Origin of the sequence: Proteus sp. CD3 (assembly GCF_008808075.1) — a bacterium.
Taxonomy (GTDB): Bacteria; Pseudomonadota; Gammaproteobacteria; order Enterobacterales; family Enterobacteriaceae; genus Proteus; species Proteus appendicitidis.
The window spans coordinates 2,101,182-2,124,138 of the sequence record NZ_CP019686.1; the positions used below are offsets into that span (position 1 = coordinate 2,101,182).

Below are 22,957 nucleotides of genomic sequence, written 5' to 3' on the forward strand. Positions count from 1 at the left end.
ATCTCTCTTATCTTTTTATCTGTTTTAATTGAGTATCTTGTTGTGCTAATACTTCACGCAAACGAGCCATATCGCCCTTTTGAGGAATACCGGTAAGATAAATACGCCCTTGGTTATCCAGTGAGAGATCAAGCACTTTGTCTTCTTCGGTTACACTTCTGTCAAAAGCACTAAAACGCGCACGCCCCATCGCTGTTAAACAATGAAGTTGCTGATTATCACTGCCTCGTAACATCAAACTTTGCGTATTTTCAACTTGATATCGACCACTCATTAACGCATCAATTAAGCCTGACATTTTAGTGACTTGTGGCTCTATCTCATTCCAGTGATAACCACTGTAAATAAAAATATCTCCCGAAAATTGCTGACGTAAAGCCGTTAATAATGCATAAAGCGCTTCTGGTTGTTCAAAAGGTTCACCGCCAGAAATCGTAATACCATCAGCAAATGAAAACCAAGGTTGAATTTGTTGAATAATCGCATCAACCGTGGTGCTTGCGGTTTTTCTTTCCCATGTATCTGGCGATAAGCAGCCTTTACAGCGCAAAGAGCATCCTTGAAACCAGATACCAATTCGTTTTCCTGGTCCTAATGTTGTCACTGGAAAATGAATTCGCGATAAACTGATCAACATTCATTTACCTGTGGCACCAAAATAATATTGGTCATTTCACCTATCTGAATATCTGCAATTTGATAAGCTTTTTCTATTGCCAAATCACTATCAAAAATAGCTCTTGAGAGTGGATTAATTAAATAAATCTCTAATTGGTTGCGAATACCACGACCGCCATTTGATAAATCAGATAAACAGTAGAATTTTAACGTCGATTTAGCCGTTTCTGATATCGACAATCTGAGTGATTGTTTATCAAGGCTAGATAGGATATTTGCGACCATTTGTTCAAATATCTGCTCCGCAACATCTTCTCGAATAAAATCAAATACAATAATATTTTCACCAATACGGTTTAATAATTCAGGTCGATTTAAAACCAATTTAAAGTGGCGCTCTATTTCACTTTTTACTTTACGGCTGACATTTTCAAAAGGTTCATGAGGCAGAACATTCGCCACTCTTTCACCATTATTATCAACATGGTAGATCCCAAGATTTGAAGTAAATATAATTAATGCTTCAGAAAAATAAACGCGATCACCACGCCCTGACGTTAATACCCCATCATCAATAATCTGTAGGAATTTATCCATTAAATGAGGATGCGCTTTTTCTATCTCATCAAATAACACAACGCTAAAAGGCTTTTCGCGAATCGCATTGGTTAATTCACCACCAGAGTCATAACCCACATAACCTGGAGGCGCACCAATCAAACGTTGATCAGCATGTTCGGCACTAAATTCAGACATATCAAAGCGAATATAAGCACTTTCATCACCGAAAAGCAGTTGAGTAACCGTTTTTGCTAACTCAGTTTTCCCCACACCAGTTGGTCCGGCTAAAAACAGCACTCCTCGAGGTCTTCCCCCTTTATTGCTGCCCACGCCCATCATTGCGCGCTTAATAATATCTAATAAATGCGTCACAGCATGTTGTTGCCCTTTAACGCGACGTTGTATAACTTGTGGTGCATTACGAATTTTTTGTTTATCGATTTTTTGCCACGGATCTTCGGTGATCCCCACTTTGTAACGTCTTACTGCATCACTAATTCGCGTTATTCCAACTTCTTCAATTCGCGCTAATTGCACAATCGCCACTAAATCTAGCAGTAATAGCCCTTCTGTTTCATCGATAAAATCATTAAGGATCAGTTCTTTTTCACTTTCAATAAGCGATGAAAACCCTGCCAATGACACCAATAAATTTGGCGCTAGCGCTCTGCGGATCTGACTATCGGGTTTTGCAACAGGAATGGCTCGAATTCGAGGATTATTAACGGTAAACCAATCGGGTAAATCGGTTTCTTTTTCCACTATCCAAAAAACGCTATTAAAGAAAGGTTGATTATGTTCGCCAGCAGGTCTTGCTCTCGCTTGATGAGAAGTCACTAATGCTCGTGTAAATAAGCTATGTTCGGCAGGCATCAGATTATCACGATGAGAAAGCAAGCAAGAAGCGAAATCAATACATAACGCAATCGGCTGACCTGTTATTGTTTGCCATTTTTCTAATACACTATTTAAGCTATCAATATTACCTGATGCACGATCGCCCGTAACGGTTAATCCTAATTGTTGCATCAACATTGCGCCATCTTGCAAAGAGTGTGTAGGATTAGCGACCCATTGAAACCCCGTTAATGGCGTATAAGTGATGATATGAACGTAACCCACTTCATACAAACTGTTATAAACTGTCTGGTTAAAAGGCAGTGGCGTTATAACATTAGGCGTAACTTCACTAGCTTGTAAGTCACGCACATTACCAAATAACACAAACTGGCTTTTCAATGGAATAAAACGAAGTAAATCGCGTAACCAGCGTGGTTTTTGAAAAGTAGTATTCATATCATCCCTTACTGAAAATAAGCTATATCTTACCCTAATTCCTCGATATACAGGCTGTTTATATTAAAAGCAGTGTTAATTATTTGAAGAGTCCGATCATAAAAATGAGAATAGAGCCATAGCGGCTCTATTTAAGATAAGTGTTGTTGTAAGCAACATTACCACCAGCGATGAAAATGATGTACAGGGCCGAAACCTTGCCCAACTTCTAAGCTGTCGGCATATTCTAATGCTTGCTGTAAATAGACTTTTGCTTGTTCAACACAAGTTTGCCAGTTAGAAACTTGAGGGCGAATAGCAGCTAAAGCCGCTGAAAGTGTACATCCTGTGCCGTGGGTATTTTTCGTATTAACGCGTTTGGAAGTAAATCGCCACTCGCCATCTTGCGTAAATAACCAATCAGGGCTTTCATTTTCCGTTAAATGTCCACCTTTCATCAACACCGCATTGCATCCTTGCTTTAGTAATGCATAGCCTTGTTGTTTCATCGTTATTTCATCTTTAGCGACTTCACAACCTAGCAGTGCTGCCGCTTCGGGCAAATTAGGCGTGATCAAATCAACCAGAGGCAAAAGCTGAGTGACCATTTTATTAACCGCATCAGGCTGTAATAGAGGATCACCACTTTTTGCAATCATCACGGTATCAAGTACAACAAAAGGGATCGCATATTGCTGAAGCTTGTCACAAACTACGTCAATAATCGAAGCATTAGAAAGCATGCCAATTTTGGCACTATCAATTCGAACATCAGATAAGACCGCATCTAATTGAGCGGCAACAAAATCAGGGGATAAATCATAGACACTACGGACACCACAGGTATTTTGAGCAACAAGTGCTGTCATTACTGTTGTGCCATATACACCCAGTGCGGAAAATGTTTTCAGATCGGCCTGAATACCTGCACCACCACTGGGATCGGTGCCTGCGATAGACAATGCATTGAATCTCACTGATTAACTCCTCCTTTCACCAGTTACAGAAAAGTCGGGCTCTGTTAATCAGCAGAGTTACCTTGACTTCCCTACGCTGGCATTATCCAGATCAGGTTATACGGGTTCATCTCAGCCATAAGGCGCCCCGAGCCAAAGCCTGTAAATTCAGGCGATAACGAGTATCGCATGCTCAAGATAAAGAAGCTAGCTTGATAGCTCATCTCAATCTATAGATCCTCTATTGTTGAGATTTGTGATTCAGTAAGATAAATCAGCTAAGGTTGTATATAATAAATACTAAGCCGATGGCTTCTATTGCATGACACATCAATTTAAGGAATATATTTTAGCTATATTTAAATAAGAAGAATAAAATAAATTATTTTGTTCGTTTTAACGACAATCGATATATTATCTGCTAGATGAGGTATTTATAATGCATTTCTGGACAATCACACAATGCGGAGGGGCTAAATGAAAAATGAACCATCGCAACAGAATAATGGACAATCAATGCCTTATCTTATTCCTGATGCAGATTTTAATGTAAAGTTGAAAATTCACTCTAGAAATATTGATCATACAAAAGAATTCCTTGAAAAAGGTGTGGAAGACTTTGTATTACCAGAATATAGCATCCCTAATGGGTATCGTTTTGTTAAATCTTTAAAACGCAATCAATATCGTTTAATTTCAACTACCAATGCACCTGAAACAGTTTATCTTGTAGAGCTTATTTTTCGCAAAGACATTATATTTAGTAAAACAACATGTACCCAAGTTAAAGTATGGCGAACTGTTTCTGAAGAACATGATATTGCGACAAGATATCTCCCTAGACACTTCTTTAGTTATTTACTTAAAACATACAACATTGTTGTTTCTGATGAAGAGCAAACCGGTGCAGGTAAGCGTTTTTGGGAAACAATGATTGATTGGGCTTTTACTGCTCACCTTAATGTTTATATTTCAGATGGAACAGAAGAAAACCGTCCTCTAACAGTAGTGAAAGATACTGATGATCTTTATGAAAATTGGGACGCTTTCTGCTGGGGTAAGGATCGTGATACTCATACTCACCGACTCCTTGTTATTAGCCAAGAAAAATTATCTCAATAAATGCTTTCTTCCCGTTGAGAGAGTGTAAGCAACAATTCTTTAATTTGCACTCTCTCACCATAGGATTATCTGTATAAAAAACAGACTGCACTCCTGTTGTTAACGGTTAAACCTAAACGTTTTATAAACCAACCTCTGTTTTTTTCTTTTTTTTATTTAACTCTTCTTATTCGTTACTCTATTATCCGCTGGAAATTAATCTCTTTTTATAACCTAATGTTATTGATATTAAATTTATCTCAATATTTTCATTAAGTCATAAAAATAGCTATTTTATGGAATTTTGCTGTTGAAAATGACCAACCTAAAATTATTTCTCTTTAACCTTATTTATCAGCTATTTATTAGCAATCTAATAAAAACTTAATTTTTCATTAAAAACAATACATTATCATAAAAAATAATAGTATTTAATATCAGAAAAAATTACGTTCATAAGTACAATAAATCTATTTGTTTTCTTCTTAACCGATTCTAATCCCTTAAGATTTTATTTAAGAAGTAAAGTTTCAGATACCTCTTATCTTAAATACTTGTCGATTAAATAACACTATTAGTAATGTTTATTTGTCATCACCAGAATCACTGTTTATGCCGTACTCGGAGTTATATTATGTCATCATCCTATTTTCACCCTAGCGTATTAGCCACAACGCTGTTGTCTCTTGCATTAACAACGTCTGCTTTCGCTTCTGAAAATAATTCCAATATCCATCAGATTATTACGACAGAAAACCAACAAATCACCAGTAATCCATCTCAATCTAATAATGAAGAGAGCTACTGGGGAAAATTCAAACGTAATGTCAATCAAACTTGGGACAATGACCAATATAACTACTATTTGCCTGTATGGACTTGGCATAATCGTTTTACTTACGATAAAGAAAAAACGGATCGCTATAACGAAACACCTTGGGGTTTTGGTATGGGTAAATATCGTTATGACAACGATGGTGATTGGCACTCTCTTTATGCGATGGCATTTATGGACTCTAATAACCGTGTACAGCCTATTATGGGTTATGGTTTTGAGAAAATGTGGTATCCCGGTGATAAAGATGGATTTCGTATGGGCGCAGGTTTTACACTAAGTATTACAGCACGCCATGAATACAACTATATTCCTATGCCACTCCCGTTACCGTTAGTTTCTGTCGGTTACGGACATCTTTCATTACAAGCCACTTATGTTCCTGGTACTTATAACAATGGTAATGTGTTATTTGCTTGGTTACGTTGGCAGTAATTTTTTATTTTTTCCGCTCAAAATAATTGCAGATAATAAAAATAGAACATAAAAAAACGCATCTTAATGATGCGTTTTTTTATTATCCCAATAAGTCAGTAATATTTAAATATCTTGGCTTGCTTGGGCGCTATTAGGTATTTTCTTCATACGGGAAATCTTAAATCCAACCCATAAGAACGCAATCCAGAATGGCATTAAAATTACCGAAATATTCACTTGTGGCATAAATAAGATAATCACTAAAATCATGCATAAGAAAGCCAGGCAGATATAGTTACCATATGGATACCAAAGTGCTTTAAAGAAAGGCTCTACACCCTCTTTGGTTTTTGCTGCTCTGAATTTTAAATTCGCTAAACAGATCATTATCCAGTTAAGTACTAGCGTGGTTACAACCAACGCCATTAATAGTTCTAGAGCCTGATCAGGTAATAAGTAGTTAACTAAAATACCTAATGAAGTCGCAATCGCAGACAATAGTAATGACACTACTGGTACACCACGTTTATTAATACGAGAAAGCACATGTGGTGCATTACCTTGTTTTGCCAAGCCATAAAGCATACGACTATTAGAATAAACACCACTGTTATAAACAGACAGTGCAGCAGTTAATACCACGGCATTTAAAATATTCGCGATTAAGAAATTATCCAAGTTATGGAAAATCAGAACAAATGGGCTTTCACCTTTTACGACTTGAGTCCAAGGATAAAGTGAAAGTAACACTAACAATGAACCGATATAGAAAATTAAAATACGATAAACAACTTGGTTAGTCGCTTTTGGAATGCTCACTTTTGGGTTTTCCGCTTCAGCCGCGGTGATCCCCACCAGTTCGAGTCCACCAAAAGAGAACATCACAATGGCTAATGCAGACATGAATCCCGTAAAGCCATGAGGGAAAAAGCCTAGCTCCCATAAATTGCTAACCGAAGCTTGAGGACCACCATTACCACTTGCCAGTAAGTAGCTCCCAAATAAAATCATACCAACAATCGCCAACACTTTAATAATGGCAAACCAGAATTCTGTTTCACCATACATTTTAACGTTAATCAAATTGATTAAGTTGATTGCCACAAAGAAGATAGCAACGGAAACCCAAACAGGAATATCAGGTAACCAATAGTTAATGTATTTCCCTGCTGCGGTTAATTCTGCCATACCGACAAGAATAAACATCACCCAATAGTTCCAGCCAGATAAGAAGCCAGCAAATGGGCTCCAATATTTATTAGCAAAGTGACTAAACGAACCCGCAACTGGCTCTTCGGCAACCATTTCGCCTAATTGGCGCATGATCATAAACGCAATAAAACCACCAATAGCATATCCTAATATTACTGAGGGGCCTGTCATATTAATAGTTTGCGCTATACCAAGAAACAGACCAGCGCCGACAGCACCACCCAGCGCAATTAGCTGGATATGTCGATTTTTCAGACCGCGCTTAAGTTCTGTCTGTTGCGACTCTCTCGCCATACATCCTCTTCTCTTTATTATTTTATCAACTTAACATGTAAACTAATATTTACGATTTTGTTTATTTCAAGCCCCCATTAAAACACTATTCTGACTTGAATAACAAATACATTTTATGCTAGGCGAAAAATAATAAGAAAAGCTATCTTTTAGTGATGTTTAGAGGGGAATAATGTGGTAAAGCGACAAAGACCTTGTTGGAAATCCTCTCCTCGATCGCAAAAATTATCTAAAGCCACAAGATAGAGGCCAAAGGTAATGGCTAATGCAATAATTAAGCTAATAATTATTTTCTTTGCGTTCAATTTAAAATCCTTTAAATACATTTTGTTAGTATGACTTATCACATTATAAGCATTCGCTTAAATACGATAACAAGACAGGGAGTTGTTGTTATAAAATTCGCAATCAATTATCTCTATGAGTAAATTTAGCATAACTTTCATTATGAAAGGTAAACGCTTCCTCGACAGATTTCAGATAATTTGCATTATTTCGCTCTAAACTGTATGTAAAATGACCTTATATTATTTTAAGTACACATTTTGCCAACGATTAGAGATAGCTATTCATTAATATGGATTTCTCTGTCTGTTATTTTTTGTATAAGATTAGGGAGTTAATTTTGATTTTTACCTTAACTTCATTGATAGAATGGAACTGTAATGCCACAAGATAATCATCTCGCATTGGTTTGCGCGCTTAGTAAATGGATTGAGGAGCATTTAGGTCGTGTTATCCATCTTGAAGAGTTGGCGGCTTATTCTGGGTATTCTCTTTGGCACATGCAGAAAATCTTTAAAGAAGTCACAGGCACCTCTTTAGGAAAGTATATCCGTCAGCGTAGATTAGCTGGCGCTATTCATTTATTACGTACCAGTGAGCGCTCTATCTTCGATATCGCCCTTGATTTCGGCTTTGGTTCACAATCTCACTTTACTTATATGTTCCGTAAAGAGTATGGCATCACGCCTTTCGACTTTCGGCAAAATCAAGAGATCGTTTTAGAAACCAAACAACCTTTACATTTACAATCACCTTGTTGTGATTAACCCTTCCATTTATGTGGCATTATACAGATAGCCTTTAATGTCACATAAATAATACTCAAGCTATGTGATGATAGACCGCTTCGCCCTTCCTTTATCATAATTGCTTTTATTTAATATGGGGATGCTAATGAGTATTAAGCTTATCGCGATTGATTTAGATGGAACCTTGCTTAACAAACAACACGAAATTACACCAGAAGTAAAACAAGCAGTTCAGCGAGCAAAAGAGGCAGGAGTTAAGATTGTATTAGCTTCAGGACGCTCCTTTAATGGCATCTCTCCCTATTTAAAAACACTTGGTCTTAATACCTCTGATTGTTACTGTATCAGCAATAATGGTAGCCAAATCCATCAAGCAGATAATGGTGAAGTTATTATTCAAGATCTGCTCAATTTTGAAGATTACCTCTATTTTGAAAACCTCGCTCGTGAGATTGGCGTCCATTTTCACGTTATCAGCGATAATAAGATTTATACGACCAATAGCCATATTAGCCATTTCACCTGCCAAGAAGCCTTTCTATCTTGGACACCACTTTATTATCGTCCACTGAATGAAATGCAAACTGATATGTATTTTAGTAAGTTTATGATTGTTGATGCACCTGCCGTTTTGGATAATGCCATTCAATATCTTCCTGCTAATATTTATGAACAATACAGCATATTACGTAGCGCTCCTTATTTTATTGAAGTGTTGAACACCAATGTCAATAAAGGGAGTGCGGTTCAAAAAGTCGCCGAACATCTAAAAATTACGCCAGAAAAAATTATGTGTATTGGTGATCAAGGTAATGATTTAGCAATGCTGAAATATGCGGGTTTAGGCGTTGCGATGGGAAATGCCCCTGAAGAAGTAAAGAAAGTCGCTAAATTCGTCACACTTTCTAATGAAGAGCACGGTGTTGCAGTGGCTATTAATAGATTTATTTAAACACGATCTTTTTTGTGTTTTATCGCGAATGCCTACAAAATTATATAGCAATTGTGATCCTTAGCAGAGGATCACACTGCTTTTCAACCAAAAACATAGCCTTTTATTATTCTATAATTACTGTTAAATAAGCGTTAAATCCGCCTTTCTTCTTACATATCTCTCAGAATTTGCTACTATTAATTCACTTTTCGTTATTCAAACTGCATTTTTACAACATATTCAGCTAATAAATAGGCTAATGGTAGAATAACAAATATAAATCATTAATATATTTTCTTCACAGACAGGTAGTTTTAGTTATGCTTTCTACAAAAGACATGCTCGTTCTTGGAATGATGGTTTTCGCACTCTTCCTCGGTGCTGGCAATATTATTTTTCCCCCTATGGCGGGTTTCCAATCAGGAAACCTCTGGTTTAGTACATCTTTAGGTTTCCTTGTTACGGGTGTCTTACTTCCTTTTCTTACCTTAGTTATTGTTGCAATTCGTGGACGTGGAGAGCGACTTTCTGTTGATTTACCTTCATGGGTTGCCGTCATTTTCTGGGTAGCACTGTATTTGATCGTGGGTTCTACTTTTGCGATGCCTCGTGTTACCAATACTGCTTATGAAATGGGTTTCTTACCTTTAGGTCTTATTGAGAAAAATACCGCAACACATCTGACTTTCGCGCTTGTTTTCAATATTACAAGTATGTTCTTTATGCTTAAACAAGGTACGATGATCAGCGCCATTGGTAAGTTTATGACGCCAGCACTATTAGTCCTGCTGGTGGTTGTGGGCATTGCTGTTGTGGCTAAACCGATTTCGCCAATGGGTGAACCGACAGGTCTTTATGCGGTAAATGGCTTCTTCTCTGGCTTTATTGATGGTTACCAAACCATGGATGTCCTTTCTGCTATGGCATTTGGGGGGATCGTTGCTCGTGCTTTATATACCAAAGGCATTACTGAACCACGTCAAATCGGTTTTATTACCGTAAAAGCAGGCATGATTTCAGTTTTACTGTTAGCCGCACTTTATCTGTGCCTTTTCTACTTAGGTGCGACAAGCCACTCTGTTTCTGTTTTTGCTGATCCTGCACTCAATGCCACTAACGGTGGTCAAATATTCTCTCGTTATGTTGATGCATTATTTGGCTCTGTGGGTACTTGGCTGATGGGAGGAATTGTTTTATTAGCCAGTATGACCACACTTGTAGGTGTAACAAGTGCTGCTGCAGACTACTTTGCAACATTCCATCACCGTTTAGGCTATCGCTTTTGGGTTGTGGTATTTACGTTAATGACCACTGTTGTATCAACGTTTGGTCTTGATACACTATTACGAGTGACTATTCCTGCATTATTAATGATTTATCCAACATCAGTCACATTAGTATTACTGCAATTCATTCGTAATAAATTAAAATCACCTCGCTTTACCTATCGCTTTACAATTACAATCATTGTTTTGATGAGCCTTTTCGATACATTGAAACAATTGAAGTGGTTAAATGCTGATTTACTGCAATTATTTAGCTATATCCCACTGTCTGATTACGGCTTAGGTTGGGTATTACCAGGTGCGATTGCATTTATCATCTCACTGGTTGTTAGCTTAAATTTTAAAGAAGAAAATCTTTCAATAGAAAGTACAGCGAAATAACCAGCATATAACACCTAATTTGTAATACTGGTTATAAGTTGATAAAAAAAAAGCGTCTTCCAAATTTTATCTTGGAGACGCTTTTTGTTTTTCTATTATCTGCACTTAGCTGTATTTAGCTGTATTTTTACTATCTGGAAATGTTAAGTTCGGTATTTCTCAATCAATGCCTTTAAAATGGCTTCTGATTGAGCATCAGGAAGCCCATTTGCTTTCTCTGATCTAAAATGCATTTGGAAAACCTTTACTACTTTTTGTGCATTATTATCTAACACACCATTTGTTGGTGTTTGATAACCGTATTGCTGCAATAACTTTTGGAAATTAGCGACATCAACAGGCTCTGAAGGATCTCTACCCGCTAAATAAGTTTGTACTAATTTCTTATCTGGCCAAGCTCCAATTCCTTGGTGGGCTAATCTTTCCCAAGGGAATAAAGGACCAGGATCAACTTTTCTCAGAGGTGCAATATCACTGTGACCCAAAACGTTTTGAGGCTCGATATCATAACGTTCAATAATATCTTTCATTACCATTGAAATCGTCACGATTTGATCTGCGGTATAAGAATACCAATACCTAAATTTACCATTATCACGGTAGCCCAGATTGACTATCTCAATCCCAATGGAGCAATTATTTAGGCTTGTTGCGTCTCCCCACTGACTAATGCCCGCATGCCATGCAATTTGCCGTTCATCCACTAATGAAGTAATCACTGGCTTTCCATCAATAGATGAAGGATGTGTAGGGATCAAATAGTGGCTACTGACTCTTCCCCCAGTAAGAACCTTAAGCGAGCGTTCATCATCTAGCGCGGTATAGTGCATCACCAGATATTTTACACAGTCATTTGCTTCCTGCTTATTAGGAATAACTTTAACTATATATTCACCTCTATCAATAAATACTGGTTGCTTGGCACAACTAGTTAAGAGGCTTATTGCAATAAGTAATCCTATATAATACCGACTAGACCTCATTTCTGATCCTTGATTAATTATTCCCAAAGTTAAATTGTAATAAAAAAACCCATATTAAAGAATATGGGTTTTGAGTTTTGACGCTTTTTTATTATTTTTTTGGTTATTGCTTTAGTTATTGCTCACTTTTTCACATCGAACTAAAGGTTCATCAGGAACAATATTCTCATCCCAAATACCTTCTTCAATATCATCTTGTAATTCTGGATATTGGCGAATATCAAATGTAGGCAGTAAACCAGCTTGTCGTTGCTGGTTATAATCTTTAACTAATTTTAAGGCGACACCAGAAAGCAAGATGATTGCGATTAAATTAGTCATTGCCATTAATCCCATTGAAAGATCAGCCATTTTCCAAACTAAAGGCATATCGGCTAATGCGCCAAACATTACCATCACTAATACCGCTGAGCGTAAGAGAAATAATCCTGTTGTGTGATTACGCCCAAGGAAAATCATATTACTCTCAGCATAAGCATAATTGGCAATAATGGATGTGAAAGCAAAGAAGAAAATAGCTATCGCAATAAAGGTACTTCCCCATCCACCAACTGTTGATGATAAAGCCAATTGTGTTAATTGAATGCCGTTAATACCTTCAGGATAACTGTCTAGCACACCTGATGATAAAATGATCACTGCAGTGGCACTACAAATCACCAAGGTATCCATAAATACCCCTAGCATTTGAACATAGCCTTGAGATGCAGGATGTGGTGGATAAGGTGTTGCGGAAGCAGCGGCATTAGGTGCAGACCCCATACCTGCTTCATTAGAAAAGAGACCGCGCTGAATACCTTGTGTCATCGCTTGGCTAATACCGTAGGCAACGGCACCAGCAGCCGCTTCTTGTAGCCCAAAAGCACTTTTAAAAATTAAAATGAAAACTTCGGGTAAGCGTTCGATATGATCTGCGACAACCCAAAATGCTAATAATAAATATGCTGTTGCCATAACAGGAACAACTAATTCAGCAACACGAGCAATCCAGCGCAGACCACCAAAAATAATAAATCCGCTGGTGAGTACTAAAAAGATCCCCACATAAAGTGGATCAAAATTAAAGGCAGAAGCTGTAGCTTGAGCAATAGAATTCGCTTGAACAGCATTAAAAACTAAGCCAAAAGCGATAATTAAGAAAATGGCGAAGAGAACTCCCATCCAGCGCATTTTCAGTCCTTTTGTCATATAATAAGCAGGACCGCCACGGTAGTTACCATCATCATCTTTTGTTTTATAAAGTTGCGCGAGTGTACTTTCTATTAATGATGTCGCCATACCAATTAAAGCGACAACCCACATCCAAAAAATAGCGCCAGGGCCGCCCGCAGTTAAAGCAATCGCGACTCCCGTCAAGTTTCCTGTACCTACGCGCGCAGCTAGACTGGTGCATAATGCCTGAAAGGAAGAAATCCCTGATTTATCTGACTTATGGCTATTTTTTAAAATAGAGAACATATGACTAAAATGTCGGATTTGTATAAATCCGGTACGGATAGTAAAGTAAATACCTACTCCAAGAAGCAAATAGATAAGAACATATCCCCATAAAATGTTATTCGCAAAGTTTATTAGCCCTGTCAAATCAATCCCCTTATATAATAACGTATATAACCTATCCTTACATCGCTATTGAAATAAAAAAGTAAACAGATATCGTGTAATTGAGTCAATTACTGATCCGAATCTGTATTAAAGTAATATCAAAAATTACTGTGTGAAAAGCGAACTAAATGTAGCACAATATTGCATGATATGTATATTTTTTGTTTATTTTTTTACATATTATTATTTTAATTTAATTATCTCATTAACCAAAATGAACAATATTGAAAAATAAAAAAACCATACATATCATTAGGATAAATAATTATTTCTTTATTTTATTAACTCTAAAAAGTAAAGTAAATACTTTAGTCATTAAGTTAATCAGTCATTTTAGAAAAAAAGTAAACAGATTAAAAAAACATCAATTAATAATCTTTTCTATTTATCTAAAATAAGATTTAGATGAACTATTAAAGTGATTAATTAAGATTTTTTCAATTTCCAATTTAACGGTTCAGTAATTAACATTTAAGAAATAAATATTTTTACAACAATTAACAATAAATATTTTATATTGTCGCATCAATAAAACTCTTTAATATTAATAAGATATTAAAATAAGATAAAAAATCAATTTTACATCTTTATTTTATTACACATCCATAATGCATTAATTCAAGTCTAGTTTGTTATCTTTCATTTTTAATGAAAACTGTTGGTTGGTTTCTCTTCTTTTTTTATTCACTAACTATTCATTAATAACCCTATTCTTTTTTGAATATTAATTAAAGTTTAATAACACTTTATTTCATATTAATAAAAAAATGTAGAATCACGTAAGTTTACCTATTAACCATTTAGTTAATTTTATTTATAATATGTTTTTCCCTGGTGTTGTATTAATTTTCGCCCTGTTTCCCCAACAGGGCATTTTTTTATCTCAATATTTCAGCACCTTAACGTAACTCTTTGTCAAATAATATAAAATAAAAACAGATAGAATATCCAATTGATAAATTAACATTATTCAACTATTTTTAATGCAAAATCCCACTTTCTTTTCCTTGATCTAAATCAAATTAAACATTCATATTATTTACCCTTTTTAGAGGTAAACTGATTTTTTCTCTATTTAAAAATTTATTTAATAAGGATTAAAACGGCTTATTTTATCATTCACCTTATTTGAATTACTCATAAAGTGGTATAAAAATTAAAGAGGAATAAGATTTTATTGTTATATTTAATGGTCTAGATTAAATATCAACCCAAATAAAGCACATCATTTTTACTACACATTAATGACTAATATCTTTATTTGCTTGCATTAATAAGCATGCTCTTTTACCTTACTGATATTGTTATAGAGGGAAAGATAATGAGTTATAACCTTTCAGAATTAACACAAGAAGAAAAAGATAAGTTAAATATAAGCTTAGCCGCTTCAGGCGTCGCTTTTAAAGAGCGCTATAACATGCCCGTTGTAGCAGATGCTGTTTTAAGAGAACAGCCTCAAGCTTTTCAAGCCTTCTTTCAAGAAAGGCTGGTATTTTATCGCGCAAGAAGCCAACACTATTCTCGTTTACCTTATGACCCACCGGTAAAAAAATAGTCAAACACGCTCCGTTATTTTGATAATGGTAAAAAAAGAGATAATCCTTGGTTTATCTCTTTTTCTTTCAAGCGATTAACTACAACTCACTAACACCTATCTATTATTTAGGAGAAACATAAGTAATAGTATTGTCATCACAATTGACTTGAACATTGTAACGAAGATCTGTTCTCGCCCCTCTTACATTTAATACCATCTGATAGTTATTATCCATCTTGATAACTTCATTAGCATTAATACTTGCAACAGGTTTTGGACCTAATGTATTTTTATCATCTTGCCAGCGAGGTAAACGATTTTGTAAAAAATCATTTTTTACTCTTGTAACAAGTTGATTGTTATCTAAATTAACACAACTCGCAAATGGCGCAGAACGCACAATATCTTTATTCACATTTTCGATACTTTCTGCAGATGCTCCAAAAGAAACGGCAAGTAAAAGACCCGCTCCAAGTATTCCTGTTTGACTCACAAGCTTGCTTAATTTCATATAACCTCCCGAAAATATCCCTTAAAACAGGATGTGTTTTCATTAAGCATAGCATATGGTTAATAACACTATTGTGACATTTGTTAAAAAATTGTTTTATTCATTTTCATCATCAAATACAATAGAAACAGATTCACGGGTTGAGTGTTTCTCTCTTAACTCTTGAGCGACTAATTGAATAGCCTCTCCACTGCTCATTCCCTCAGCCATAAGAGATTGAATTTTTTCTACCGCTTTTTGTTGCTCTTCATGTGTTAATGTAGGCATTCCTAGAAACATAATGTTACTCTTATCTTTATTAACGTCTATTTTGTATTTACATGAGTGTAATCTTTTTGATTACAATTTATTGTGCAATTAATACAACACACTTTGTTTACATGGTCATAAGATGGATATGCAATTACAACAACGCGAATTAACTTATACCCCTGATCTAGCTCTGCGGGTATTTTCTCCTATTGCGTCATTGCCTTGGTCTAGTTTACTTCATTCCGGCTTTGCCGAACATCCTCATAATCGTTTTGATATTGTTGTCTCCGATCCTGCTGTGACTTTAGAAACTCGCAAACAAACGACAACAATTAAAGAAAAAAACGGCACGGTAAAACGTTCCAAAAAAGATCCTTTCACTCTCATTCAATCTGCGTTAGAACAATTTGATTTTCACCCAGAACAAAGTGAGTCATTGCCTTTTTTGGGTGGCGCTTTAGGTATCTGGAGTTATGATTTAGGTCGTCGTTTTGAAAACTTACCTGAACTAGCGAAAAATGAACTTAATTTCGCAGATATGGCAATTGGTATTTATGATTGGGCGCTGATTGTCGATCACCACTTAAAAAAAGCCACTTTAATTAGCTATCAAAATATTGATGAACGCTTACAGTGGTTAGAAAGCCAATCTTCCACAGCGCTTGATTTACAATTCACCTTAACAACAGAGTGGCAATCAAACATCAATAGTGATGAATATAACAAGAAAATTGCTAAAATTCATCAATACTTACTTTCGGGTGACTGCTATCAAGTTAATTTAGCTCAACGTTTTTGTGCAAGTTATACAGGTAGTGAATGGGGTGCATTCTTAACATTGAATAAGGCGAATAAAGCCCCTTTCTCTTCTTTTATGTGCTTGCCAAATAACTTTGTGATTAGTGTTTCACCTGAGCGCTTTATTCATTTAGCAGATAATAAAATAGAAACACGACCAATAAAGGGAACATTACCTCGTAAAGCAACACCAGAAGAAGATGATGAACAAGCTCAATTATTAGCAAATTCGCGTAAAGATCGCGCTGAAAACTTAATGATTGTAGATTTGATGCGTAATGATATTGGCAAAGTTGCAGTAACAGGCTCCGTCAAAGTACCTGAGTTATTTGTTGTTGAGCGTTTCCCAGCAGTACATCATTTAGTCAGTACGATTACAGCGCAATTACCGTCTCATTTAACAGCAACTGATTTATTAAGAGCGGCTTTCCCGGGCGGTTCTATCACTGGCGCCCCAAAAATCAGAGCAATGGAGATCATCGAGGAACTTGAACCTCATCGTCGCCATGGATACTGTGGTGCAATTGGTTATATCAGTTTTTGTGGCACAATGGATACCAATATCAGCATTCGTACTTTATTAACTGAAAAAAATAAAATTTACTGTTGGGCGGGTGGTGGTATTGTTGCTGATAGCGTTGCTGAAAAAGAGTACCAAGAAACATTTGATAAACTTGGGCAAATATTAACTGTTTTAAGTGAGTCAACTATCGATGACACCCATTGATACTTTTATCAATCGTTTTCAACTCACATTACCTGATGACAAGGTAAGTCAGCCTCTTCATGCCCAAAAATCGGCAGCCGTCTTGCTGCCGATTATCAATAAACCTAACCCAACATTATTATTAACCGAGCGTGCATCAACACTACGCTCTCATGCAGGGCAAGTCGCTTTACCCGGTGGTAAACGTGATCCAGAAGATAGCAACCTTATTGCAACTGCACTAAGGGAAGCACATGAAGAAGTGGCTATTCCCCCCAATGCCGTATCTGTAATTGGTCAATTAGCCCCTTTACAAAGTTCTAGCGGATATTTAGTTACCCCTATTGTTGGCGTTATTCCTGCGGGTTTACCTTTACGCCATAATCCAGCGGAAGTTGCCTCTATCTTTGAAATGCCACTAAGTCATGTACTTAATGCCCAACATTATCAACCTTTAGATTTTCATCGTGCTGGTGAAAATCATCGTATCTACTTTTATCCCTATAATGGACATCTCGTCTGGGGATTAACCGCTGCTATTTTGCATAGACTCGCTTTACATATTACTTAGCACGCTATTTTATATTCAGCTTGTGCTTTTTATCACCGCCTTCACAACTCTACTTAGCTATTTTAAAAAAATGTTGTAAACTACATCATTAACGGGACGATATAATCGTAAAAACGATCCCTTTACTATAAATAACTATATTTTATTCTTTTTAACCCTCTCTCTTATTATTAAGGAGTCTGACGTGATTAGCGTTTTCGACATGTTTAAAGTGGGCATCGGACCATCTAGCTCTCACACCGTAGGGCCAATGAAAGCGGGTAAAGAATTTGTCGATGATTTAGTCAGCCAGGAATTGATTGCGTCTGTCACTCGTGTAGCTGTTGATGTTTACGGCTCCTTGTCTTTGACAGGCAAAGGTCACCATACTGATATCGCAATTATTATGGGGTTAGCAGGTAATGCACCAGCTACTGTCGATATTGACAGCATTCCCGGTTTTATTCGTGAAGTTGAAGAAACTGGCAAGCTTTCATTAGCAAACGGCTTAAAAGTGGTCGATTTCCCAGCAGAAAGTATGCATTTTAGCAACGACAACCTGTCATTACATGAAAATGGTATGACAATCCATGCTTTTGCTGGCGACAAAGAAGTCTATAGAAAAACGTATTATTCTATTGGTGGCGGTTTTATCGTTGATGAAGAAAACTTCGGTAAATCAACATTAAATAGCAAGCCTGTTTCATACCCTTATGCTAGCGCAGAAGAGTTATTAAAACACTGTAAAGAAACGGGTTTATCCATTTCTAGCTTAATGATGAAAAATGAGCTAGATCTGCATACTCAAGCAGAAATTAATGCTTATTTCGCTGATGTTTATAAAACAATGCAAGAGTGCATTGAACACGGTTTAAATACAGAAGGCGTATTACCAGGACCATTACGTGTACCTCGTCGTGCTGCCGCATTAAATCGCTTATTAACATCAAGCAACAGCCTGTCAAACGATCCAATGAAAGTCGTTGATCTTATCAATATGTTTGCACTGGCGGTTAATGAAGAAAACGCCGCAGGTGGACGCGTTGTTACAGCACCAACAAATGGTGCATGTGGTATCGTTCCTGCTGTATTGGCTTACTACGATCGTTGCATAGAGCCTGTTACACAAGAAACCTACTTACGCTATTTCTTGGCATCCGGTGCAATTGGTATTCTTTACAAAATGAATGCTTCTATTTCAGGGGCTGAAGTCGGTTGCCAAGGCGAAGTTGGCGTAGCTTGCTCAATGGCAGCTGCGGGTCTTGCTGAATTATTAGGCGGAAGCCCAGAGCAAGTCTGTATTGCTGCTGAAATCGGTATGGAACACAACCTTGGTTTAACTTGTGACCCTGTTGCAGGTCAAGTTCAAGTTCCTTGTATTGAACGTAATGCCATTGCTTCTGTTAAAGCTGTTAATGCCGCGCGTATGGCAATTCGTCGTACCAGTGAACCTCGTGTTTCTCTCGATAAAGTCATTGAAACCATGTATGAAACAGGTAAAGACATGAATGCTAAATATCGCGAAACATCACGCGGTGGTCTGGCAATCAAAGTACAGTGTGACTAATTAACACTATTTAGACGAAAAGCCATTCACTTTGAATGGCTTTTTTATTTTAGCTACTTTATTTTTAATCATTGCTTAACTCTTAGATAACTAAAGAGAATAATTATAAAATACACAATTAAAATTAAGTAATATATCTTTTTATAATTTAAAAATTTCTTATTTTTCTATATTAAATAGATGTATTAAATATAGATATTAAATATACTCATTAAATATAGGCTTATTTAATATTCATTTAATTTCGTAGAAAATAGAGCTTATAATTTTTAAGTGTATTCATTTCTATAAAAATTTAATTTCTTATTATAAAAATAATTAAAACCCATTGTTTATTATATGGTTAATTATTCATCATATTGAAATTTATCATTTTTTTAACATATGGTAATTATTTATAATATATTTAAACTCACCGGACTTAATAATGATAATTATTATCAATATCATCTTTGAAATATAATAAATAATATGTTGCCTTTCAAAAATAATATGTTATCTTCTGCATCAAGTCATTGGGGAGTAGCCTGTCTTAAAATAAGGATCATTATTTTAAGAAATCTGTATCAACATACTCGCTTATTTTCATCTAGCGTGGTGCAGATGCCGTAATACGGTTGGCAAGACCATAGACACATAATTGTACTTCTTTGGTTGGGGGTCAATTGTGTGTATATGGAAATACCCCAACCGAGGCTTTATTATGAGTTTCTACGCCACTATCATTCTCGCCCTAGCCCTTTCTATGGACGCATTTGCTGTTGCTGTCTGTAAAGGTGCCACATTACACAAACCTCGTTTTCGCGAAGCACTCCGCACTGGATTTATATTCGGTATTATTGAAGCCAGCACACCCGTTATTGGTTGGGCGCTAGGTTTATATACAAGCCAATATATTATTCAATGGGATCACTGGGTTGCCTTTGGATTACTGTTTGTTCTTGGTAGCCGAATGATTTACCAAAGCTTAAAACGTGGAGATGATTGCCCTTGTGAAGAAGAAGCCCCACAGCGTCACGGCTCGCTGTCTTTAATCGCAACAGGTATCGCTACAAGCCTTGATGCAATGGCAATTGGTGTCGGTTTAGCCTTCCTTCAAGTCAATATTGTTCATACCGCAATGACGATTGGTATGATGACCATGATCATGGCAACGCTGGGTATGTTAATTGGTCGTTATGTTGGCCCCGTACTTGGAAAAAAAGCAGAAATTATCGGTGGGATCGTATTAATTGCTATCGGCTTTAATATTGTATTCGAGCACTTAGAATTATTTATGTACGCTAACTAATTGCTAATAAAGCATATTAAAAAGCTTAGGTTTTAAATATCACAACCTAAGCTTTTTTATTAATTTAATAAAATATTTTTATTTCACATGATTAAGCATGACGTTGATAAACACGAATTAAAAAGTCTGTTTCACATTCAAAGTTTTTACTTGCCGCTAATGCCTGTTTTACTTCTTCACTTGCACGCCATGCAAACGGTGTCATTTGCAATAAATCAAAAGCCTGCTTACCGTTTAAATTCATCATATAAGCAACTTGATGTTCAGACACTTTATTAAATCCATCAAAATGTTCTTCTTTTAATGGATGAAGATGTACTTCTGAATAAATCAGTGCTTTTAACTGATAAAGATGACGAGGAGCCGGTGTAACCGTAATAATATAGCCATTGTGTACAATGACTCTTGCTAATTCATCACTATTACACGGAGCGTAAATACGCACAACCGCATTTAAAGAGGCATCACAAAAAGGTAAACGTTGACTTGAAGCTACACAAAAATGAATGGATGAATAACGTTTAGCGGCGTATTTAATCGCAACCTTAGAAACATCTAAGCCATAGACTTGTGGGTGATGTAATTTTAGATTTTGATAAATTTGATTGGTGTAATAACCTTCACCACAACCAATATCCAATACAACACTGTTATCTTCAGGCAATAATGTTTGTATTAACTCAGCCACTTTATCTCGCATTGGCTGGTAAAAACCGGCATCTAAAAACTCACGGCGTGCGTTAATCATTTCAGCGCTATCACCAGGCTCTTTTGAGCGTTTAAATTGCACTGGCAACAAATTGACATACCCTTCTTTAGCACAATCAAATTGATGATTATTTTCACAAACCCAACTGTGAGCTTGAAGAGAAAGTGCCTGATAACATAATGGACATTGATAAGACATAATAATATTTTTGTATAACCCAGAATAGAATTGGGAGAGATAATAACATACCTCTCCCAATCTTGCGGAAAACCTTACTCTTTATTTTTAATCTTAAGTCATGCTTTTTCTGCTAAGTAGCTTACTAAGCACAACTTATAGGCGGATCAAGTTCGTTTTAATTTTTCAGTATTAGCGATAAATAACGCAATAACTAACAATAATATTGCACCTGATTGAATTAGCGTATCAACAGAGTCTTTATGCTCAACAATAATTAAACGCACTATTGCCGTTATTCCAATATAAATAAAATATCTAAGAGGGAAATGCCCGCCAGATAAAAAATACTTAACAATAAGTGCAATAAACTCAAAATAAAGAAAGTAGATCAAAATACCTTCTAATAATTGATAAGACGACTCTTCTGCACCTAAATTAAATAATAATGAAGCGATTACATAGGTTTCTTTGATAAGAAAACTGACCAATACAATCGCTAAAATAAGTAACCCAATATTAAGCACCCACTGTAATATAGTGGCAATACATTTCAGTAAATCTTCGCTTGATTTTCTCATATAAACTATAACCTAGTGGGATCATTCCGTGATGTGTAAAAATAATAAAAGGTTTATTAGACAATTTTAATGGATTTACGCATTCACCACACCATTTTTTTATCTTTTAGAGCCAAAAAACCAAGAATAATGATGCAATAATCGCAATATTTGCTTTTAAATTTCAACTTATAAGCTGATTTACTTATACTTAATTTAAGGGCTAATTTATTGAAAAGGCACGCTATGGCTAACAAATACCTCGTTGCAATTGATTTATTAGAAGATAGTAGAATTCAACGCATGATCGAAGATATTCACTTTCTAGCTAGAAAACCAGAAAATTATTTCCATTTCATTACAGTTATGCCTAATTTGCGCTCTTTAGAAGCTTACGGGCTTGATTGTAATAGCACATCTGTCATTGAAAAAAAGCAACAAGCTTTAGTTTTATTGACTGAAAAATTAGAGCAATGCGTAAAGCAACAATTTCACTTACCCAAAGAGCAATACCAATGCCATGCCGTTATTGGTACACCTAATTATAATATTCTAGAGCTAGCAGATAAAATTGATGCAGATACCATTATTATTGGTTCAAGTTCTCGCAATAAACGTAATATTTTACTGGGTTCAACAGCGGATTATATTGTAAACAATACGTCACTTTCAGTAATGGTTATTCGCAAGTAAAATCACCAATACACTTTCTTTTTGGCAATAAAGTTAGCTCATTTATTGCCAATAAGTATTCTACATTTTTCTTCGTTATAAATAGCACTAAATGTACTTTAATTTTTTTATTTC

22 protein-coding genes and 2 riboswitches are annotated in these 22,957 nt (G+C 35.9%); of the genes, 11 read left to right on the plus strand and 11 right to left on the minus strand.

The features are described 5' to 3' along the window. Positions 1-7 precede the first annotated feature (7 nt). From BTA34_RS09540 to thiD, 3 genes are all read right to left on the minus strand, one after another. The gene (locus BTA34_RS09540) at positions 8-637 is read right to left on the minus strand and encodes a 4Fe-4S single cluster domain-containing protein (RefSeq protein WP_151435438.1); all 630 of its coding nucleotides are present in this window, start codon (positions 635-637) and stop codon (positions 8-10) included. Next, positions 631-2,475: an AAA family ATPase gene (locus BTA34_RS09545; protein ID WP_151435439.1), complete on the minus strand. Its 1,845-nt coding sequence runs from the start codon at positions 2,473-2,475 to the stop codon at positions 631-633. Before BTA34_RS09545 ends, BTA34_RS09540 begins: the two co-directional genes overlap by 7 nt. Positions 2,476-2,633: 158 nt before the next feature. After that, positions 2,634-3,431, minus strand: a complete 798-nt coding sequence (thiD, locus tag BTA34_RS09550) for a bifunctional hydroxymethylpyrimidine kinase/phosphomethylpyrimidine kinase (protein ID WP_151435440.1) — start codon at positions 3,429-3,431, stop codon at positions 2,634-2,636. Positions 3,432-3,482: 51 nt separating this feature from the next. Beyond that, a riboswitch (TPP riboswitch) is annotated at positions 3,483-3,571 on the minus strand. A gap of 316 nt (positions 3,572-3,887) precedes the next feature. On the opposite strand from thiD, the gene BTA34_RS09555 reads away from it, so the two are divergent. Continuing rightward, on the plus strand, positions 3,888-4,532 hold the full coding sequence (locus BTA34_RS09555) for a hypothetical protein (protein WP_151435441.1): 645 nt from the start codon (positions 3,888-3,890) through the stop codon (positions 4,530-4,532). A 613-nt stretch (positions 4,533-5,145) separates the two neighbouring features. Next, positions 5,146-5,781 carry a lipid IV(A) palmitoyltransferase PagP gene (gene pagP, locus BTA34_RS09560; protein ID WP_151435442.1) on the plus strand — a complete coding sequence of 212 codons (636 nt, stop codon included), beginning with the start codon at positions 5,146-5,148 and terminating at the stop codon, positions 5,779-5,781. Positions 5,782-5,886: 105 nt separating this feature from the next. On the opposite strand, the gene BTA34_RS09565 is transcribed toward pagP, so the two are convergent. Together BTA34_RS09565 and mgrB are read right to left on the minus strand one after the other, a co-directional pair. After that, on the minus strand, positions 5,887-7,269 hold the full coding sequence (locus BTA34_RS09565; RefSeq protein WP_151435443.1) for an amino acid permease: 1,383 nt from the start codon (positions 7,267-7,269) through the stop codon (positions 5,887-5,889). Between the two features lie 149 nt (positions 7,270-7,418). Continuing rightward, a complete protein-coding gene (gene mgrB / locus BTA34_RS18375) occupies positions 7,419-7,595 on the minus strand; it encodes a PhoP/PhoQ regulator MgrB (protein ID WP_164996175.1) in 177 nt (58 codons plus the stop codon). Positions 7,596-7,934: 339 nt separating this feature from the next. Between mgrB and BTA34_RS09575 the strand changes: the two genes are divergently transcribed. The 3 genes from BTA34_RS09575 to brnQ all read left to right on the plus strand — a co-directional run bounded on the left by BTA34_RS09575 (position 7,935) and on the right by brnQ (position 10,904). Further along, the gene (locus BTA34_RS09575) at positions 7,935-8,321 is read left to right on the plus strand and encodes a helix-turn-helix domain-containing protein (RefSeq protein ID WP_006533085.1); all 387 of its coding nucleotides are present in this window, start codon (positions 7,935-7,937) and stop codon (positions 8,319-8,321) included. 127 nt (positions 8,322-8,448) lie between these two features. Then, the gene (gene yidA / locus BTA34_RS09580; RefSeq protein ID WP_151435444.1) at positions 8,449-9,255 is read left to right on the plus strand and encodes a sugar-phosphatase; all 807 of its coding nucleotides are present in this window, start codon (positions 8,449-8,451) and stop codon (positions 9,253-9,255) included. A gap of 302 nt (positions 9,256-9,557) precedes the next feature. Further along, positions 9,558-10,904, plus strand: coding sequence for a branched-chain amino acid transport system II carrier protein (gene brnQ / locus BTA34_RS09585; protein ID WP_151435445.1), 1,347 nt, complete (start codon positions 9,558-9,560; stop codon positions 10,902-10,904). A gap of 143 nt (positions 10,905-11,047) precedes the next feature. Here the strand turns inward: brnQ and BTA34_RS09590 are convergent, their stop codons facing one another. Then, the gene (locus tag BTA34_RS09590) at positions 11,048-11,887 is read right to left on the minus strand and encodes an N-acetylmuramoyl-L-alanine amidase (protein ID WP_151435446.1); all 840 of its coding nucleotides are present in this window, start codon (positions 11,885-11,887) and stop codon (positions 11,048-11,050) included. Positions 11,888-11,998: 111 nt separating this feature from the next. After that, a complete protein-coding gene (locus tag BTA34_RS09595) occupies positions 11,999-13,471 on the minus strand; it encodes an alanine/glycine:cation symporter family protein (protein WP_151435447.1) in 1,473 nt (490 codons plus the stop codon). A gap of 1,342 nt (positions 13,472-14,813) precedes the next feature. On the opposite strand from BTA34_RS09595, the gene BTA34_RS09600 reads away from it, so the two are divergent. Beyond that, the gene (locus tag BTA34_RS09600) at positions 14,814-15,047 is read left to right on the plus strand and encodes a DNA polymerase III subunit theta (protein WP_100160381.1); all 234 of its coding nucleotides are present in this window, start codon (positions 14,814-14,816) and stop codon (positions 15,045-15,047) included. 103 nt (positions 15,048-15,150) lie between these two features. On the opposite strand, the gene yebF is transcribed toward BTA34_RS09600, so the two are convergent. Next, entirely contained in the window at positions 15,151-15,540 is a 390-nt protein-coding gene (gene yebF, locus BTA34_RS09605) for a protein YebF (protein ID WP_151435448.1), read from the minus strand. 96 nt (positions 15,541-15,636) lie between these two features. Next, entirely contained in the window at positions 15,637-15,819 is a 183-nt protein-coding gene (locus tag BTA34_RS09610) for a YoaH family protein (protein ID WP_151435449.1), read from the minus strand. A gap of 112 nt (positions 15,820-15,931) precedes the next feature. Between BTA34_RS09610 and pabB the strand changes: the two genes are divergently transcribed. From pabB to mntP, 4 genes are all read left to right on the plus strand, one after another. Further along, a complete protein-coding gene (pabB, locus tag BTA34_RS09615; RefSeq protein WP_151435450.1) occupies positions 15,932-17,317 on the plus strand; it encodes an aminodeoxychorismate synthase component 1 in 1,386 nt (461 codons plus the stop codon). Continuing rightward, positions 17,304-17,867, plus strand: coding sequence for a CoA pyrophosphatase (locus BTA34_RS09620; protein ID WP_151435451.1), 564 nt, complete (start codon positions 17,304-17,306; stop codon positions 17,865-17,867). Before pabB ends, BTA34_RS09620 begins: the two co-directional genes overlap by 14 nt. 184 nt (positions 17,868-18,051) lie before the next feature. Beyond that, entirely contained in the window at positions 18,052-19,413 is a 1,362-nt protein-coding gene (locus BTA34_RS09625; protein WP_109374205.1) for an L-serine ammonia-lyase, read from the plus strand. Positions 19,414-19,918: 505 nt separating this feature from the next. Then, positions 19,919-20,031, plus strand: a riboswitch (yybP-ykoY riboswitch). A gap of 85 nt (positions 20,032-20,116) precedes the next feature. Then, positions 20,117-20,704 carry a manganese efflux pump MntP gene (gene mntP, locus BTA34_RS09630; protein WP_151435452.1) on the plus strand — a complete coding sequence of 196 codons (588 nt, stop codon included), beginning with the start codon at positions 20,117-20,119 and terminating at the stop codon, positions 20,702-20,704. 91 nt (positions 20,705-20,795) lie between these two features. Here the strand turns inward: mntP and rlmA are convergent, their stop codons facing one another. Next, complete coding sequence (gene rlmA, locus BTA34_RS09635) at positions 20,796-21,611, minus strand: 23S rRNA (guanine(745)-N(1))-methyltransferase (protein WP_151435453.1); 816 nt, start codon at positions 21,609-21,611, stop codon at positions 20,796-20,798. Between the two features lie 146 nt (positions 21,612-21,757). Further along, positions 21,758-22,171 carry a phosphate-starvation-inducible protein PsiE gene (gene psiE / locus BTA34_RS09640; RefSeq protein WP_023581865.1) on the minus strand — a complete coding sequence of 138 codons (414 nt, stop codon included), beginning with the start codon at positions 22,169-22,171 and terminating at the stop codon, positions 21,758-21,760. 225 nt (positions 22,172-22,396) lie between these two features. Between psiE and BTA34_RS09645 the strand changes: the two genes are divergently transcribed. Beyond that, positions 22,397-22,843, plus strand: coding sequence for a universal stress protein (locus BTA34_RS09645; RefSeq protein ID WP_151435454.1), 447 nt, complete (start codon positions 22,397-22,399; stop codon positions 22,841-22,843). The last annotated feature ends 114 nt before the right edge of the window (positions 22,844-22,957 follow it).

What these genes read in the sequence shown, in the direction of transcription:
- BTA34_RS09610 (WP_151435449.1), bottom strand. Translation starts at nt 15,819, where the DNA reads ATGTTTCTAGGAATGCCTACATTAACACATGAAGAGCAACAAAAAGCG.
- mgrB (WP_164996175.1), bottom strand. Translation starts at nt 7,595, where the DNA reads ATGTATTTAAAGGATTTTAAATTGAACGCAAAGAAAATAATTATTAGC.
- yebF (WP_151435448.1), bottom strand. Translation starts at nt 15,540, where the DNA reads ATGAAATTAAGCAAGCTTGTGAGTCAAACAGGAATACTTGGAGCGGGT.
- pabB (WP_151435450.1), top strand. Translation starts at nt 15,932, where the DNA reads ATGGATATGCAATTACAACAACGCGAATTAACTTATACCCCTGATCTA.
- brnQ (WP_151435445.1), top strand. Translation starts at nt 9,558, where the DNA reads ATGCTTTCTACAAAAGACATGCTCGTTCTTGGAATGATGGTTTTCGCA.
- yidA (WP_151435444.1), top strand. Translation starts at nt 8,449, where the DNA reads ATGAGTATTAAGCTTATCGCGATTGATTTAGATGGAACCTTGCTTAAC.
- BTA34_RS09600 (WP_100160381.1), top strand. Translation starts at nt 14,814, where the DNA reads ATGAGTTATAACCTTTCAGAATTAACACAAGAAGAAAAAGATAAGTTA.
- BTA34_RS09545 (WP_151435439.1), bottom strand. Translation starts at nt 2,475, where the DNA reads ATGAATACTACTTTTCAAAAACCACGCTGGTTACGCGATTTACTTCGT.
- rlmA (WP_151435453.1), bottom strand. Translation starts at nt 21,611, where the DNA reads ATGTCTTATCAATGTCCATTATGTTATCAGGCACTTTCTCTTCAAGCT.
- mntP (WP_151435452.1), top strand. Translation starts at nt 20,117, where the DNA reads ATGAGTTTCTACGCCACTATCATTCTCGCCCTAGCCCTTTCTATGGAC.
- BTA34_RS09590 (WP_151435446.1), bottom strand. Translation starts at nt 11,887, where the DNA reads ATGAGGTCTAGTCGGTATTATATAGGATTACTTATTGCAATAAGCCTC.
- BTA34_RS09620 (WP_151435451.1), top strand. Translation starts at nt 17,304, where the DNA reads ATGACACCCATTGATACTTTTATCAATCGTTTTCAACTCACATTACCT.
- BTA34_RS09645 (WP_151435454.1), top strand. Translation starts at nt 22,397, where the DNA reads ATGGCTAACAAATACCTCGTTGCAATTGATTTATTAGAAGATAGTAGA.
- BTA34_RS09565 (WP_151435443.1), bottom strand. Translation starts at nt 7,269, where the DNA reads ATGGCGAGAGAGTCGCAACAGACAGAACTTAAGCGCGGTCTGAAAAAT.
- pagP (WP_151435442.1), top strand. Translation starts at nt 5,146, where the DNA reads ATGTCATCATCCTATTTTCACCCTAGCGTATTAGCCACAACGCTGTTG.
- BTA34_RS09540 (WP_151435438.1), bottom strand. Translation starts at nt 637, where the DNA reads ATGTTGATCAGTTTATCGCGAATTCATTTTCCAGTGACAACATTAGGA.
- BTA34_RS09555 (WP_151435441.1), top strand. Translation starts at nt 3,888, where the DNA reads ATGAAAAATGAACCATCGCAACAGAATAATGGACAATCAATGCCTTAT.
- psiE (WP_023581865.1), bottom strand. Translation starts at nt 22,171, where the DNA reads ATGAGAAAATCAAGCGAAGATTTACTGAAATGTATTGCCACTATATTA.
- BTA34_RS09575 (WP_006533085.1), top strand. Translation starts at nt 7,935, where the DNA reads ATGCCACAAGATAATCATCTCGCATTGGTTTGCGCGCTTAGTAAATGG.